The organism is Asticcacaulis sp. P2_C5, assembly GCF_056404555.1.
This window is the reverse complement of record NZ_JBFUDU010000001.1, coordinates 622,790-638,774: the sequence shown is the minus strand read 5'-3', so window position 1 is coordinate 638,774 and position 15,985 is coordinate 622,790. Positions and strand designations below refer to the sequence as shown.

The following is a 15,985-nucleotide window of genomic DNA, read 5'->3' as shown; positions in this document are numbered from 1 at the left end:
CCAGACATCGGCGCGCGCTCGTGCGGCAGAATGCACCGTGAAAAATCTGCGTAAATCTGCGAAATCTGCGGTTTATATCTTGTCTTACCGCTTTTGCCTCACGCCTAGACCGGCGGGAGCACCAGCGCCGTGCGCAGGCCCGGCCCCTGATTCTTGTAGATCCCGGGCCCTTCGTCGATCATCAGGCGGCCCTTGTGGGCCACGGCCACGGCCTCGACCATCGACAGGCCCAGCCCGACGCCCGGCAGGGTGCGGCTGTTTTCCAGACGGACAAAGCGCTCCGATATCCGCGTCCGGTCCTTTTCCGGCACGCCCGGTCCCGTATCGGTGATCGAAAACTCGATCTCCCTTTGCGAGGTACGGCGAAGGCGGAAGGTGATCCCGCCCTCCGGCGTATATTTGACGGCATTGTCGAGCAGATTGGCCAGGGCCTGGGCCAGGAAATCGCGGTTGCCGACCGCCTTGACGTCGCGTTCGATCTCGGCGTCGAACTCCAGCCCTTTCTCGTCAGCCACCAGTTCGTAAAGTTCGGCCATGTCGTCGGCCAGGGCGGTGGCGTCGAACAGCACCTGGTCGGGCGCTCCGCCGGCCGCCTGAAGTCGTGATATGGCGAACACCGTCTGGAAGGTGCGCAGCAACTGATCGGTTTCGTCCAGCGCCTTGGCCAGCGCCTCCTGGGCGATCTGCGGCCCCCGGGTCTCATCCCGCTCGACCTCGAGCAGCGATACCTCAAGCTTGGTGCGCAGCCGCGACAGGGGGGAACGGAGATCGTGAGCGATGGCGTCGCCGGCATATTTGAGATTGCCCATGGTTTTTTCCATGCGCGCCAGGGTCTGGTTGATGCGCAGGCTGAGCGCATCGAACTCGTCGCCCGAATCGCGCACAGCGATGCGCGCCTTCAGATCGCCTTCCTGGACCTGGGTCAGGACATTGGTCACGCGCTGCACCGAACGCGAAACCTCCTGGTTGATCAGGGTGCCGGCGAACAGGCCGAGGATCATGACCAGTATCCCGCCGCCCAGCACGGCCTTGACCTCCTGCTGGAAACCGTGATCGGCGAAGCTCATATCCATGGCGACATAGACGAAGAAGTTGTCGTCGAGCTTGACGATCCGTCCCTGGTAGCGACAGCATTTCGCCGGATCGCTGGGCGATGGACTGAAGATATTGACCGAAGTCTCGGCTTCCTTGCCGTTCAGCATCTTCAGCCCGGCATTGATCATGTGGTCGGGCAGGTCACGACCTTCCATGCGCGCGCGCATGTTCTGCGCCAGCACCTGGCCGGAGCCATCGAAGGCACCCTTGGCGAACACCCATTCGACCGCATCGTCATTGAGTATCTTGGCCACCACCGCGGCATGGCCCTCCGCAGCGTCGACCGCCTTAAAGACCTTCAGCCGCGCGTCGATGGCCACATTCCCCCACGCCCGGGATTCGGTCGAGGTGGCGAGATAGATATAGCCAAAGACCAGCGCCGCCACGAAGACATAGACGCTCAGAAAGACCAGGGTCAGGCGGAACGGCGTCTGGCGGAAAAAGTTGGGCTTGAAGACGTTGAGGCTGAGCAGGTCGAGCCGGCCCAATTTGCTGACCTTCTGCCGCAGCCGAGGGATAAGGGGGAGAGGCGCTTTTTTCTCAGCCAACATCACGCCTTTAACTGGTAGCCCTCACCGCGCACGGTGTGCAGCATGGGCCGGTCGAAATCCTTGTCCAGCTTGGAACGCAGGCGTGAAATGTGGACGTCGATGACATTGGTCTGCGGATCGAAATGATAGGCCCAGACCTTTTCGAGCAGCATGGTCCGCGTCACGCTCTGGCCGACATGGCGCATCAGGAACTCGAGCAACTGGAACTCGCGCGGCTGCAGGTCGATGACCTTGCTCTGGCGCTTTACGACGCGCGAAATCAGGTTCATTTCCAGGTCGCCAACGCGCAGCACGGTATCGACCGCGTCCTTGTCCTTGCGCCGTCCCAGCGCCTCGACGCGCGCCACCAGTTCGGTCAAAGCATAGGGTTTGACGAGATAGTCGTCCGCCCCGGCGCGCAGGCCCGATACGCGGTCCTCCAACTCACCCAGCGCCGACAGGAACAGCACCGGCACGTCCTGGCCTTCACTGCGCAACTGCTGCAACATGGTCACACCGTCCATGACCGGCATCATGCGGTCGAGGATGATCACGTCCGGCATGGCATCCTTGACGGCCACCAAGCCTTGCGCGCCGTCACCGGCCAGCCGGGCTTCGATGCCCGCTTCCTTCAGTCCCCGTTGCATGTTCAGGGCCGCTTCGTTGTCGTCCTCGACGATCAGAACCTGCATTGTCTATCCGCTTGTGTGCTTGCTGTTGAAACCAGCCCTTGAGACTGTTTTGCAAATCCGCCAGGCTGGCCTGCAAACGGCCGGTTTCTGCGCTTCCGGTGCTCACGTACTTGAGTACGCTGCGCTCCGGTTCTCGAAACCAGCCCTTTTCGCCTCAGCCTGACGAATTTTCAAAACAGTCCCATACAGCGAATCGTAACGCCGTGCCCGTTAAAATTTGGACAGCTTGTTAGATACGAAAAAGCCCGCCGGCGGAACCAGCGGGCTTTTATCTGCTTTGGCAATAATCTAACCTACGGCTTGGCAGCCGGCTTTTCCGGCGACTTCAGCGACAACGGCACCGGCAGGTTGCGGCCCTGATGGTTGATCAGCAGCAGGATGCTGGGCCGGTTGGCCTTTTGCATGTCGGCGACAATCGCCTTGAACTGCGCCTCGGTGGTGACCGGCTGATTGTCGGCCAGCAGGATGACGTCACCAGGACGCAGGCCGAGGCCGGCACCTTCGGAATTGGTGTCGAGATCGGTGATGATCAGGCCGTTGACATCGGAGGCCAGGCCGAAGGTCTTGCGCAGTTCCGGCGTGATCGCCTTGACGCTGAGACCGATGACCGGAGGCGCACCGCTTTCGCTGCTCGACGACGAGTCATCGCTGCCGCCGCCGTTCAGGCCCTTGGCCAGGTCGGCTTCCGACGGACGCAGAGTCGCTGTGACGGTCAGCTTGACCATCTTGCCGTTACGCAGCACGTCGATGATGATCTTGTCACCGACGCCGACATTGGCGATACGCCGCGTCAGGTCGGTCGGGCTCTTCACCGGTTGGCCATTGACCGACTTCACGATGTCACCGATCTGGACACCGGCTTTTTCCGCCGGGCCATTGTGCGTCGTTTCGGCGATATAGGCGCCGGTCGTGTCGGTGATGTTGAGCGCCTCGGCGGCTTCCTTGGTCACCGGCATGATCGACACGCCGATATAGCCGCGCGCCACCACTTCGCCCTTCATCAGTTGCTGGGTGATCTTGTTGGCGACGTCGGCCGGAATGGCGAAGCCAAGGCCGGCATTGGCGCCCGACGGCGACACGATGATGGTATTGACCCCGACCACGCGGCCATACAGGTCGAAGGTCGGCCCGCCGGAATTGCCGGGGTTGATGGCCGCATCGATCTGCAGATAGTCGACATAGTTGGCGCCGCTGGCCTTCAGGTCGCGGCCATAGGCCGAGATGATGCCGGCGTTGGCCGTGTTGGAGAAGTTGAACGGATTGCCGACGGCAATGACCCAGTCGCCGACGCGCGGCTTACGTTCAAGTTCAAACCGAACGAACGGGAAGTCCTTACCTTCGACCTTGATGACCGCCAGGTCGGTCGCCTGATCACGGCCGACGACGGTCGCCTTCAGTTCTGTATCATTGGTCAGCTTGACGGTGATCTCGTCTGCGCCGTCGATGACGTGGTTGTTGGTCACGATATAGCCGTCGGCCGAGATGAAGAATCCGGAACCGGCACCGCGTGTTTCGCGTTCCTGAGGTGATTCGTCCGGCGCCTGGAAATCAAAGCCCGGCAGAGCCTGTTCGAGACCGATCTTGCGCTTGCCCTTGGTCTCGATCGACACGACAGCGGGCGATACGCGCTCGATCAGGTCGGCGAACGACAAGGGCGCGCCGGCGGGCGGCTTGGTGGGCGTGATGTCGGCCGTGCGGATCAGCGAAGCGCCGCCATACTGGCCGCCTGCCTGATCGTTAAAACCCAGAATGGCGGCGCCCGATACGCCGGCACCCAGAAAGAGGCCGATCGCCGCGCCGGCCAGAACCGAACGATTCTTCAGCAAAGCCTTTAGATTCATCGTCCCCCACAAATTACGAATCCCCATGTTTACTACCTTGGTCCCTGCGGTTTTGCGTTACAGACTATCTGAGCGCTTCGCGGAAGAATGACAACAGCCGCGACGAAGAATTTTACCGCTGCGGCAGTCTAATCAAACCGCTGAGGCAAAATCGTGACATCAATCGTCATTCTTCATAAGTTCGCGAAGTTTTTTATCCTCTTCGGCGCTCAGCTCATAAGAGACTGATGTCTTTTGCCTTTTCACCAGGACCAGAAACACGCCGATACCGATCAGCACGATCAGGGGCGGTACCGCCCACAGGACGAGATTGGCCTTCGATAATCTTGGCCTGAAAAGAACATAATCGCCGTAATGGTCGTAGAGCTCTGCGCGGATCTCCTTGTCGCTCTTGCCAGCCCGGATGCTGTCACGGATCTCCTGGCGCATATCGCCGGCAATCGGCGCGTTGGAATCGGCGATGGTCTCGCTCTGGCACTGCACACAACGCACTTCGCGATACAGGGCCTGCGCCCTCGCCTCGTCCTGAGCCGTTCCCGCCTGCGTCACCATTGGCGTGAAGAGAAGAAGGGTCGAAACCGCGAATGAACGCCAATGAACGCGAATAAGGTCGAAGACACCTCCCTCCTCCCTGTCGCTTGCGATGGGGAGCGGGGCGGCCCGTGCCGTGGGCGCAGCGCCGAAGGGGTCAATTAACTGCTTCACGCCGGCACCTTCTTTCCGGGTTTCGCCTTCACCGGCACACCCAGCCGCAGGCGCCGATCGCTCAGGCTCAACACCCCGCCCAGCGCCATCAGAAGCGGTCCGAAGAAGATCAGCCGCACCCACGGATTATAGAAGAACCGCACCTGCCAGGCCGGCCGGCCGTCGCCCAAGGTCTGGGGCTGCGCCATGACGACATACAGGTCGCTGAGCGGCGTAAAGCACAGCCACACCTTGCTCTGGCCGGAGTTCGATGCCGGATAGTAGCGCCATTGCGGCCGCGGCGTACACACCGTCTTGTCGCCGGAGCTGATCGTAAACACGCCGCCGCGCGCATCGTAATTGCGTCCCGCCGCGACATAGGTGTCGTCGAAGCTCAGCTGATACTGTCCCAGCGTCACACGATCGCCGACCGTCATGACCTGCATCTGCGTCAGCCGGGCATGGCTTTCAACCACGGCGCCCAGTACGAACACGCCCAGCCCGACATGGGCCAGGATCATGCCCCAGCCGGACAGCGGCAAGGCCTTCAGGCGCAGCCAGTTCCCCGCGCGCTCGGCCAGGTACCTCAACGACCCGAAGATCAGCCAGAATCCGACCAGCAGGCCTACGAAATACTGCGCTTCCTTGAACCAGGTCGGCCCTTTGTACAGCAGCAAGCCAACCGCCGCAGCCAGCAGCGCCACACCGGCCGCCAGGGCCAGGCGCTGTACGACGCCTATCAGTTCAGCGCGTTTCCACGCCATCAGGCTGGATATCGGTATGATCACCAGGGCCGCCACCATGATCGGCGCAAACACGCCGAGATAATAGGGCGCGCCGACCGACATGGTCTTGTCGAACAGGGCCTGCATCAGGATCGGATACAGGGTGCCCAGGAAGACCGAACACAGGGCCGCCGAGATCAGCAGATTGTTGAGCACCAGGCTGGCCTCGCGGCTGACCGGGGCGAACAGGCCGCCCGGCGCCAGGTTGGGAGCGCGGACGGCAAACAAGGCAAACCCCGTGCCGGCCGTGACAAACAGGATGGTGGCCAGCAGGATACCGCGCTGCGGATCGACGGCAAAGGCATGAACCGAGGTCAGCAGGCCCGAACGGACGAGAAACGCGCCCAACATCGAAAAGGTAAAGGCCAGTATGCCCAGAAACACCGTCCAGGCTTTCAGCGCGTCGCGCTTTTCCATGACGATGGCCGAATGCAGCAGCGCCGTCGCGGCCAGCCACGGCATGAAGGAGGCGTTCTCGACCGGGTCCCACGCCCACCAGCCGCCCCAGCCCAGTTCGTAATAGGCCCAGAAGGCGCCCAGGGTGATGCCGACGGTCAGGCAGCTCCACGCCACCAGGACCCACGGGCGGATCCACCTGGCCCAGGCCCGGTCCAGGCGGCCCTCGATCAGGGCGGCGACGGCGAACGAAAACACCACCGAAAACCCGACATAGCCGAGATAGAGCATGGGCGGATGGAAGGCCAGGGCTGGATCCTGTAGCGCAGGGTTCAGCGAAAGGCCCTGCAACGGCAGGTCTGCCAAGCGGAACAGGGGGTTGGAGCTGAACAGGGTGAAGCCGACAAAGGCGGCGCCTAGCAGACCCTGGACGCCCAGCGCCTTGTGCTTCAGTCCTGCCGGAAGTCCACCGCCACGCAGGGTGATCATGGCGCCATAGACCAGAAGGATCGTGCACCACAGCAGCATCGAGCCTTCGTGCGAGCCCCAGGCGCCGGAAATCTTATACAGCAACGGCTTGTCGGTGTGCGAATGTTCATAGACATTCCTGACCGAGAAGTCGGACTGGACGAAGGCCACGATCAGCATAGCAAAGGCGATGACGATGCTTAAGGCAGCCGCCAGCGACAGGCCTTCACTGTAGCGTTCCAGCCCCCTCAGGCGCTTGATCTGCCCGGCGATTACGACGCCGGCCTGGGCGATGCTCAGCATGAAGGCCAGGATCAGGCAAAAATTCCCAAGTTCAGCCATCATGTTTATACATTTCTCGAATGCATAGCCCGACAACAGGGAGCGTCAAGGTCTTCTCCCTCCTCCCTGTCGAGCGAAGCGATGATGGGGAGGTGGCGGCGAAGCCGACGGAGGGGTAATTTCTGAAGATCAAACCCCATCAGATGTTCAGTCACAGCTGTATGAACATGTGTGTTGGGCATGTCCCAACGGCTGAAAAGTCGACAGGTTGATGAGGTGACCCCTCCGTCGGCTTCGCCGCCACCTCCCCATGCTCCGCACAGGGAGGAGGGTGATAAGCCATTCGAAGTGGGTGCGCGGGGCATTTCGTAAGAGATAAAATCAATCGTCATTACAATCATGTCCCAAACGGCCTCTTCGGTTCAGCCGATCCCGACATGCCGGCTTCTGGTCGCCACTCGCCCTGTTTTTTCAAGGCGTCCTGAACATTCTTCGGCATATAGGTCTCATCATGCTTCGCCAGGACCTGGACAGCGCGCAGGGATGTCACGCCCGTGACCTCGCCTTCACACACGACGCCCTGCCCTTCGCGGAACAGGTCGGGCAGATCGCCCTTATAGGTCACCGCAATCTCTTTCAGCTTGTCCTGGACCGTAAAGGCCACGGTGCCGTCGGCGGCCCGCACGACGGTTCCAGGCTTGACCAGCCCGCCCAGCCGGACGGTCTGGCCGGGCTTGACGTGAGCTTCCAGCATCTGGGCGGGGGTGTAAAAATAGACCACCGAGCCGCGCAGGGCATACAGGCTTAAGCCCACTGCGGCAGCCAGGACAGGCGCCACAAGCAGGAAGATGGTCAGCCGGCGCCGCGCCTTCACCGATTTCGGCCAAAATGAAGTAAAGAACTGGGTCATGCGCCGCCCTCCCGGCCGACAGCGGCTCGCGACTTGGCGACGATCGCGGCAGCCACTTCGGGCCGACCCTTGTAGTGAGCCTGCATATCGGCCACCGCCTTGTCGTGCGCCGCGACATCGCCCAGTACGTCATACGAGCGCAAAAGCCGTGCCCAGCCGTCGGCATTGTCCGGATCGGCCTTTAGTTGCGCCGCCAGCGCCGCCACCATGCCACCGATCTGTTGATTGGCCGTCACGGCCGCGCTTTGCGCCGTTCCGACACTGGCCAGCTCTTTTTCGATATCGGGGCGCGACGGATTGTCGACCGCCATATGATCCAGGGCGGTGCGGAAATGCTTACGCGCCTGATCGAACCGGCCGGCCGCCACGTCGCCGCGCGCCAGATAGACATGCGCCCGCGCATCCGCCGGGTCGCGTTTCAGTGCCTCATCGAACGCCTTTTGCGCCTCGGGACTGATATTTCCGCCGGCCACCAGGGTGATTGCCTCGCCTAGTTCCGACCAGGCGGTGAAGCTTTGCGGCGCCAGGGCCAGGGCGGTCTTGTAGTCCTTCATGCCGGCATAGCTGTTGCCGGCGATCATATCGATCCGCCCGAGAAATGCCCAATAGTCCGGGTTGCGCGCCTTGTCAGGATCGTCCTCGCCCTGGCGCAGCACCACGGCCATCACCTCTGGTGGCACCGACTCGGGGTCTTCCCTGGCTATATGCGTCCATTGCTGGAGCCTGGTCTTGAAAGGCCGGTCCTTCATTTCGGGATGACCGATCCAAAGGTAAAAGCCGAAACTCAAGGCCACCGCCACGGTCACGACGATCAAGCCATAGACGGGCTTGATCCGATCCTCCGCGACCTGCGCCTGGGCCTTCAACAGGGCGCGTCCGGCCTCGACCTTTTCTTCCTGGGCCTGGCCGGCATCGATTTCACCGGCGGCAAGCCGGCGGTCAAGATCGGCGATAAAATTGGCATACAGCGCCTTCTCGTGCGCCAGCCCGGCGTGGACCGGGACAAGGCTATGCCACAGCACCACCGTGGCAACGGCCGCGGCGCTTATCAGGGCGCAAACGAGGGTGAGAAGCAGCATGGCGCCTCCATATCCCATTCGCCGCGAAAACGAAAAACAAATTGCTGCGGCTTTTTGACCGCTACGTCGAAGGACCGGTCACCCGGTCGCCTGTTGCCCGGCGTCGGGCGCCTTTCGGGGCTTCATCAGGTCCGACGACGCGATGCGACGGCGGGCGACTACGGCTTTTTCTTCGCCGCACAGGGCATGCATCAGGTCGGTGACCAGTTCGAAGAAATTCATCACGACATCGGCATCGAAGGCCTCTTCGCCATTGGCGATGCTCAACAGCTCCTCGAAATAGCTGTCGAGCGACGCTTCCAGCGCCTGGGCCGTCTTGGAGTGCAGGGAGGCGAATCCGCCCGATGTTGCCGTATTGCGGACCTGTCTGACAAAGGCCAGGGTCTGGTTGGCGCGTGTTACCGCCTCGGGCTTGGGGAAGCGATCCAGTTGCGGTGTTTCCTTGCGCACGCGACCATAGACGCGCTCGGATTTCAGCGGCAAGGCGTCATCCAGGACGCGTTCGGCGCCCTTCAACTGTCCCTCGACCAATTCGGCGATCAGCTTGTGCCCGTCGGCGATACGCTTGCCCCACGGGCCGTCACGCACCAGGTCGATATAGTTCTCGAACGAATGGATCAAGGCCAGGCTCGCGGCCACGCGAGTCCCCGCCTGGCCGAGATCCTCACAGACCCGGCCACGCGTCCCCATAAAGGCCTTCAGATCCTTCAGTCGCACCTCGATGGCATTCAGGATACGCTCACCGAATACCGCCAGTTCCGACGAAGCCAGGAAGCGTTCATTGGCCCGGTCGCACACGGTGGCAACAAACTTGATGATATGCGGCCCCTCGTCCAGATTGGCGAACAGGATCTCCATCAACCGATAGCCGCCTTCGGGATCGATGGCGCAGGCGTCCTTGAACATCAGCCGCAGGGCCGTGGCGCGTTCGGCATCGAGCCGGCCCATGAAGTCGGGCAGCTTGGACAGGGCATGGCGGGCAATACGATGCAGGTCGAGATAACGCGAGAAGGCCTCCACCACGTCGCGATCGGCCTGGCTGGCCTTGGCCGGCAAGACATAGTCGGGGTGTTCGCGGCAGATCAGGGCGGCGGCCGTTACCAGGCGGAAGAAGATGACCGGCGTCGGGTCATCGCCGCGCAGGCCGCGCAGGGCGTAGCGCGACTGCATATAGAGTTCCGGTTCGTGCTTCTCGAGCGCGCTCCAGACATGGTCTAGACACCATGTCGGAAATTCAATGCCGGCCAGGCCGTCATTTCGGCTCGCGAACATCGGCAGATAGGGCGCGAAAACGGCTTCCTTGGTGTAACGGAATTCCATTTCGACACCGACCAGGTCACGGACCTGCATCAGGGCTTCGTCCTTGGTCAGCCCCAAAGCCAGTTCGAGCGAGCGCAGGCTCGTCTGCGGCAGTGCCTTGAGCAGGCCACGCAGGAGATTCAGGCGCTTGTCGGCAATGACACCCATGTTTAGTTCGTGAAATCCCGTACGCAAATCGCCCGTCAACCCATGGAAATTCTAGGCCAAGTCTGGTTAATATTCTCTGACGGGTAGTTGGACACCACTTGCGTTGTTTTGTGAAATGGATAGGCGGCACAAGGCAAAAAGGCCCGGCGATCACCGGCGCAAGATATTACGCGCCCATATTACCGGGCAGGGTGACACGGACCTTCAGTCCGCCCAGCAGCGAACGTTCGAACTGCAGCTGTCCGCCATAGGCCCGGACCAGTTCGTCGACGATCGACAGGCCCAGTCCCGACCCCGGCACGCTCTCGTCCAGCCGTGCCCCGCGCTTCAGCACCTCGGCGAAACGCGCTTCGTCCAACCCAGGTCCATCATCCTCGATATCGATGGTCAGGGTCTGCGACGCCACCTCGAATTCAGCCAGGATGCGCACCTTGCGCTTGCACCAGATACAGGCGTTTTCCAGCAGGTTGCCGGCGATTTCCTGCAGGTCCTGGCGCTCGCCGCGAAAGGCCAGTTCGTCCGGCGCCCGCCAGTCGATGATGACCCCCTTGTCCTGGAAGACCTGCTCCAGCATGACGGCCAGTTCGTCGAGCACCGGTTCAACCGGCGTGCGTTCGCCCATGGCCGATGACCGCGCCGCCGCCCGGGCCCGCCGCAAATGGTGGTCGACCTGGGCGCGCATGGTCTCGATTTGTTTGCGCACGGTCTCGGGCAGCGTCCCCTCCGCGTCGCCTGCCGTGGCCAGAAGGACCGACAGGGGCGTCTTCAGGGCGTGGGCCAGGTTGCCGACGTGCATGCGCTGGCGTTCCACCACCTCCTGGGCGTAGTCGAGAAAGCCGTTCAACTGCCGCGCCACCGGCGCTATCTCGTCGGGATAGGTCTTGGTCAGGCGCAATTGCTGGCCGCTTTGCACCCCGGCGATTTCGTCGGTCAGGTCGAACAGCGGGCGAAGCCCGATCCGCACCTGGACGAAGATGGCGGCCAACGAACCCAGGGCCAGCAGCAGCAGCGCCGCCGCGGTCAGCAGGCCGAAAGTTCGTACGTCCTTTTCGACCGGACGTGCGTCGTCGCCGGCCATGAAGACAACGGCGTGCGAATCTATAGTCGAATAGATGACGGCGACGCGCAGCGGTTCACGCTCGGGCCCGACGCCGTCGAAATACACTGGCTTGCCTATCTTGGCCTTCGCCTGGGCCAGAACGGCCGGCGGCAGGGCCAGCTTGCTGTCCCACAAGGAGCGTGATGTCTTGGCGCGCTGGACATGGGCGGCGTCATCGATTTGCGCGACCTGCCAATAGTGACCGGAATGGTAGATTTCGGCGCTCGCATCGACAAAGCGGCTGGTGTCGACACCGTCAGCATCGATGTTGACCAGCGAAAAGAGATTGTCGGCCATCTGGCCAACGCCGGCGTCGAAACGATGCAGGGTTACCTGGCGGAAATAGGCCGTCAGGCTGATTCCGGTGACCACGAGCGCGAAGATGAACCAGATCGAGGCCAGGCGGATCAGCCGCACGACCAGGGAATTGCGCGTCACACCGCGCCAGATCCGTCGCAGGCCATCGGCCGGTCCACGCATGACGGGTACCGCCGCATCATCCACCTGAGTTTCGGAACCTGAGGCGGCCGGATCCCCCGCAGACGTCACAACTCGGTGACCTCGTCATGCAGGGGCTTCAGCCGGTAGCCCAGACCGCGCACGGTCTCGATACGGTCATTGCCGATCTTCTTGCGCAGGCGTCCCATAAAGACTTCGATGGTGTTCGAATCACGGTCGAAGTCCTGGTCATAGAGGTGTTCGACCAGTTCGGTGCGCGAGATGACGCGGTTCTGGTGCATCATCAGATAGTGCAGCAGGCGATATTCCAGCGAGGTCAGGCGCAGCGGCTCACCGCTGACCGACGCCCGCGCCGCACGCGGATCGAGGCGCAGACCGCCGCAAACCAGCAGGGGCTGGGCATGGCCGGCGGCGCGCCGGACCAGGGCGCGCAAGCGTGCCAGCAGTTCTTCGGTATGAAAGGGCTTGGTCAGGTAGTCGTCGGCGCCGGCGTCGAAGCCAGCCACCTTGTCGCTCCACGCCCCGCGCGCTGTCAGGATCAGCACCGGCGTCGACTTGCCTTCACGACGCCAGCGTTCCAGCACCGACACGCCGTCGATCTTGGGCAGGCCCAGGTCGAGGATGACGCAATCATAGGGTTCGGTGTCGCCCAGGAAGTGGGCTTCCTCGCCATCGGGCGCGTGATCGACGACATAGCCGGCATCGTTCAAAGACGCCTTCAGTTGCCGCGAGAGATCGGGATCGTCTTCCGCCAGAAGGATGCGCACCTATCGTTCTCCAACAATTCGTCCGGTATCGGCATTGACCAGATAGGTCACACGACCATGATCGGTCGACACCACCACCCAGAAGACTGAACCGCTTTCCTGACCGACGTCAAGCACCCGTCCCTTGCCGCTGACGGCCGCCTTGGCGCGCGCCGCACGATTGTCGCCGCGATCCTCGTCCCAGCCACCGCCGCCGTTCCATTGCTGACGGTCACCACCATTGTTGCGCCCCTGGCCGGAATCGCGATCACCGCCGGAATTGCCCTGGTTGCGAAAGCGCTGGTCGTGGGCGACCGCGCCCTTGGCCTGAAACCACATAGCCGCATGGGCTTCGCCACCCATGCAGAGGGCGATCAGGGCAGTACAGACGAGGGTCCGGAGCTGTTTCATACAACCGTTATAAGTTTACGGACCTGAACCTTAGCTGAACAGCTTCGTCAGTTCAGCAAATAATGCAGCGCAGCAGGATTTTTTCGCGCCAATCGCGCAGCGGCCTTTTTGTTCACCGGTGATACGTCTCGTCATCGCGCTTGGAATTTAAGCCTATTTTCGGCCGCGCATCGGCATGCTGGGCGTGTATTCGGCATTGGCCCGCCAGCGTTCCATAAGGGTCACGAACTCGGTCCGCAATGACTCGGGCATGCCCTCCAATCCCTTGTCCGGCATGGCCAGCACGACATGGGCAAACAGGTCACCACGCGATTCGTCCTTGGCGTCAAAGGCGCCGCGGCCCTTCAGGCGCAGCACGGCGCCGGAATTCGACCCCTTGGCCAGATTGACCGTGACCGGTCCGTCCGGGGTCGGCGCCTGGACCTTGCCGCCCAGCAGGGCGTCGGGCAGGGAGACGAACAGATCCATATGCAGGTCGTTGCCATCGGTGCGAAACACCGGGTGCGGCTTGAGGTGCAGCTCGACCAGGGCGTCGCCATGCGGCCCGCGGCCCGATGGCGACGGGGAACCCTGCCCTTTCAGGCGCAGGGTCTGGCCATCCTTGGCGCCCTTTTTGATCACAACGTCGACAGTGCGCCCATCCGAGAACATGACCCGGCGCGTGTTACCAACAATGGTGTCGAGCAGGTCGATATCCAGCTTGATCTTCAGGTCGCTGCCCTTGGCGGGCGCCCCTTGGCCGAAACCGCCGCCGAATCCACCGAAGCCGCCTCCGCCGGCGCGCCGGCCAGCACCGGCGCCGCCACCGAACATCTCCATGATATCGTCGATATCCATGCCTTCGAAGCGGCCGCTACCGCCCGCACCGCTAGACGTGCCCCCGGCACCACCATTAAAGCCGCGATAGATTTCGCGCCCGTCGGCGTCGATCTCGCCACGGTCGAAGCGCTTGCGCTTGTCGGCGTCCTTGAGGAAGTCATAGGCGGCCGTTATGCGTTTGAAGCGTTCTTCGGAGGGCTTGTTGCCGACATTGGTATCGGGATGCAGTTCCTTGGCCAGCTTGCGAAACGCCTTCTGAATCTCAGCGTCGCTGGAGTCACGCTTAACGCCCAATTCTTGATAGGGATCACCTGCCACGCTGCAATAAACCTCTTTAGCCACAAACTATTTTGGGTAAGAAGTGTGTCCTACGCGTAATCGATTCAAGAGGCAAGCTGGCCTGCTTCTTGCAGCCTCTCGCCATGACCACCTATCCCTGGCTTCGACTTACGAGACTGCTTATGAAACCCGCCCTGTTCGCCATTGTAACCGCCCTGTCCCTGCTGTTCGGCGGCGCGCCGGCGCTGGAGGCCCGCCAAGTCTCGCCCGTCGCCACTCAGCGCAACTGTCTTGCAGCCGCGCAAGCCCCTGTGACGCAGTCGTCCGGCTATCGCAACGGCGACGCCCGCCATAAGGAAGTCCTGCGCAACGGTTATAATCCCGATGTCTCAGCCATGAGCGCCTTGTGCGTGCGCCTGGACGGCGCGTCCCCGGCGCAGGGCTTAGCCCTGGCCACGGATTGCCAGAACCTTATCGGCGCCCAGGCGGCCTCCTACCTGCGCCCGTTTGCCGCGGCCTGTTCCGCCATGACCGGCCGGAACATCGTCCTGACCGCCTCCTGACCATCGCTTGACACCGTCAAGCGCTCCGTCCCGTAACCGGAGCGCTTCTCGTTAGTGATGGTCGCGGTGATGGTCTCCGTGGTCGCGGTCGTGGTGATGCCGGCCATTGTCGTGGTGACGGTTATTGTGGCCGTGATCGCCATAGCCGTAGTCGTCATAGGCGCAGGCCGAGATTGACACCGCACCCAAAGCGGCCAGGATTAGCAGAGACAGTTTCTTCATGGACGTCCTCCGGTTTGCCCCCGGGCCCACAGAGTTAAACGCCGCAGCGCCGCGCTCCCGTTGCATTGGCCTTTTTACATTCCCAGCGATACACTTTTCGCAGTTGCAGGTCGCGGTGCGATATTAACGTGTAAATATCCGATGCGGTTTTTCGCACCCGACTTTCACCGCCCTTGACCTCTGCATGAAAAGACGAGCAAGTCTGCCTTGCGCCCCCGGGGGCGAGCGGAGCGATCCCATGTTCGACACGGGCCGGGGCATATCCGCACAAGGACAAACTATGACAGGCGACAAGGCGGGGACTATGGCCTTATACCAGGCAACCCAGGACAACAAACAAGACATACTTGATGACTGGGTCAAAGAACAACATGGTGCCTCCAGTCGTCACGGCGCCATCCGCGAGGCCGATCTGCGCGAGCAGTGCAATACCTTTCTGAACCTGTTTCTTTCCGCGATTCGTGACGGCAACACCGCCGATCTGCGCACGCCCGAATGGGACGCCGTCATGCGTTTCCTGACAGAGGTTTCAGGCAGCCGCGGCGAACAAGGCTTCACGTCGTCGGAGACCGCCACCTTCGTCTTCTCGTTCAAAAAGCCCCTGTTCATGGCGCTCGGCCGGGCCTACGGCAGCGACGCCAAGACCCTGGCCGCCGCTGTCTGGGAAGCGACGGCCATTCTCGACCGGCTGGGCCTGTACACGACGGACGTCTATCTCAAGGTCCGCGAAGGCATTATCGCCCGCCAGCAGGAAGACATGCTCGAGCTGTCGACCCCCGTCGTAAGCCTGGCCGATGGCATTCTCGCCCTGCCCCTGATCGGCACGCTCGACAGCGCCCGCACCCAGGTGGTGATGGAATCGTTGCTGCAGCGTATCGTGGAGACCGGTTCGACCGTCGCCATCATCGACATTACGGGTGTACCGACCGTGGATACCCTGGTCGCCCAACATCTGCTGAAGACCGTGACCGCAGCCCGTCTGATGGGCGCCGACTGCCTGATCAGCGGTATCCGCCCCCAGATTGCCCAGACCATCGTCCATCTCGGTGTCGAACTCGGCAATGTCACGACCAAGGCCACCCTGTCTTCGGCTTTCGCCGTCGCCCTCGAACGCAAGGGCATGGCGATCGTCCGCAAGGCGCAGGCATAAAGTCCGTC

15 protein-coding genes are annotated in these 15,985 nt (G+C 62.1%); 2 read left to right on the top strand and 13 right to left on the bottom strand.

What is annotated here, in order from left to right; genetic code table 11:
- Positions 1-104: 104 nt before the first annotated feature.
- The 12 genes from AC1DXO_RS02635 to AC1DXO_RS02580 all read right to left on the bottom strand — a co-directional run bounded on the left by AC1DXO_RS02635 (position 105) and on the right by AC1DXO_RS02580 (position 14,081).
- Positions 105-1,583 (bottom strand): sensor histidine kinase, encoded by a 1,479-nt coding sequence (locus AC1DXO_RS02635; RefSeq protein WP_476976530.1) that lies wholly within the window; start codon positions 1,581-1,583, stop codon positions 105-107.
- A 62-nt stretch (positions 1,584-1,645) separates the two neighbouring features.
- Complete coding sequence (locus tag AC1DXO_RS02630) at positions 1,646-2,317, bottom strand: response regulator transcription factor (RefSeq protein ID WP_476976529.1); 672 nt, start codon at positions 2,315-2,317, stop codon at positions 1,646-1,648.
- A 293-nt stretch (positions 2,318-2,610) separates the two neighbouring features.
- Positions 2,611-4,185: a Do family serine endopeptidase gene (locus tag AC1DXO_RS02625; protein ID WP_476976528.1), complete on the bottom strand. Its 1,575-nt coding sequence runs from the start codon at positions 4,183-4,185 to the stop codon at positions 2,611-2,613.
- 132 nt (positions 4,186-4,317) lie between these two features.
- On the bottom strand, positions 4,318-4,863 hold the full coding sequence (locus AC1DXO_RS02620; RefSeq protein WP_476976527.1) for a cytochrome c-type biogenesis protein: 546 nt from the start codon (positions 4,861-4,863) through the stop codon (positions 4,318-4,320).
- Complete coding sequence (locus AC1DXO_RS02615; protein ID WP_476976526.1) at positions 4,860-6,836, bottom strand: heme lyase CcmF/NrfE family subunit; 1,977 nt, start codon at positions 6,834-6,836, stop codon at positions 4,860-4,862. Before AC1DXO_RS02615 ends, AC1DXO_RS02620 begins: the two co-directional genes overlap by 4 nt.
- Positions 6,837-7,170: 334 nt before the next feature.
- Entirely contained in the window at positions 7,171-7,683 is a 513-nt protein-coding gene (gene ccmE, locus AC1DXO_RS02610) for a cytochrome c maturation protein CcmE (protein ID WP_476976525.1), read from the bottom strand.
- Complete coding sequence (gene ccmI, locus AC1DXO_RS02605; RefSeq protein ID WP_476976524.1) at positions 7,680-8,762, bottom strand: c-type cytochrome biogenesis protein CcmI; 1,083 nt, start codon at positions 8,760-8,762, stop codon at positions 7,680-7,682. Before ccmI ends, ccmE begins: the two co-directional genes overlap by 4 nt.
- Positions 8,763-8,840: 78 nt before the next feature.
- Positions 8,841-10,229: a hypothetical protein gene (locus AC1DXO_RS02600; protein WP_476976523.1), complete on the bottom strand. Its 1,389-nt coding sequence runs from the start codon at positions 10,227-10,229 to the stop codon at positions 8,841-8,843.
- Positions 10,230-10,395: 166 nt separating this feature from the next.
- Positions 10,396-11,808 (bottom strand): sensor histidine kinase, encoded by a 1,413-nt coding sequence (locus tag AC1DXO_RS02595; protein ID WP_476976731.1) that lies wholly within the window; start codon positions 11,806-11,808, stop codon positions 10,396-10,398.
- Between the two features lie 65 nt (positions 11,809-11,873).
- Entirely contained in the window at positions 11,874-12,554 is a 681-nt protein-coding gene (locus AC1DXO_RS02590) for a response regulator transcription factor (RefSeq protein ID WP_476976522.1), read from the bottom strand.
- Positions 12,555-12,944: a PepSY domain-containing protein gene (locus AC1DXO_RS02585; RefSeq protein WP_476976521.1), complete on the bottom strand. Its 390-nt coding sequence runs from the start codon at positions 12,942-12,944 to the stop codon at positions 12,555-12,557.
- Positions 12,945-13,097: 153 nt separating this feature from the next.
- Positions 13,098-14,081: a DnaJ C-terminal domain-containing protein gene (locus AC1DXO_RS02580; protein WP_476976520.1), complete on the bottom strand. Its 984-nt coding sequence runs from the start codon at positions 14,079-14,081 to the stop codon at positions 13,098-13,100.
- Between the two features lie 143 nt (positions 14,082-14,224).
- Here AC1DXO_RS02580 and AC1DXO_RS02575 point away from each other — a divergent pair, with 143 nt between their 5' ends.
- Entirely contained in the window at positions 14,225-14,605 is a 381-nt protein-coding gene (locus tag AC1DXO_RS02575) for a hypothetical protein (protein ID WP_476976519.1), read from the top strand.
- A gap of 51 nt (positions 14,606-14,656) precedes the next feature.
- On the opposite strand, the gene AC1DXO_RS02570 is transcribed toward AC1DXO_RS02575, so the two are convergent.
- Complete coding sequence (locus AC1DXO_RS02570) at positions 14,657-14,827, bottom strand: hypothetical protein (RefSeq protein ID WP_476976518.1); 171 nt, start codon at positions 14,825-14,827, stop codon at positions 14,657-14,659.
- 304 nt (positions 14,828-15,131) lie between these two features.
- On the opposite strand from AC1DXO_RS02570, the gene AC1DXO_RS02565 reads away from it, so the two are divergent.
- Positions 15,132-15,977 (top strand): STAS domain-containing protein, encoded by an 846-nt coding sequence (locus tag AC1DXO_RS02565; protein ID WP_476976517.1) that lies wholly within the window; start codon positions 15,132-15,134, stop codon positions 15,975-15,977.
- Positions 15,978-15,985: the final 8 nt, after the last annotated feature.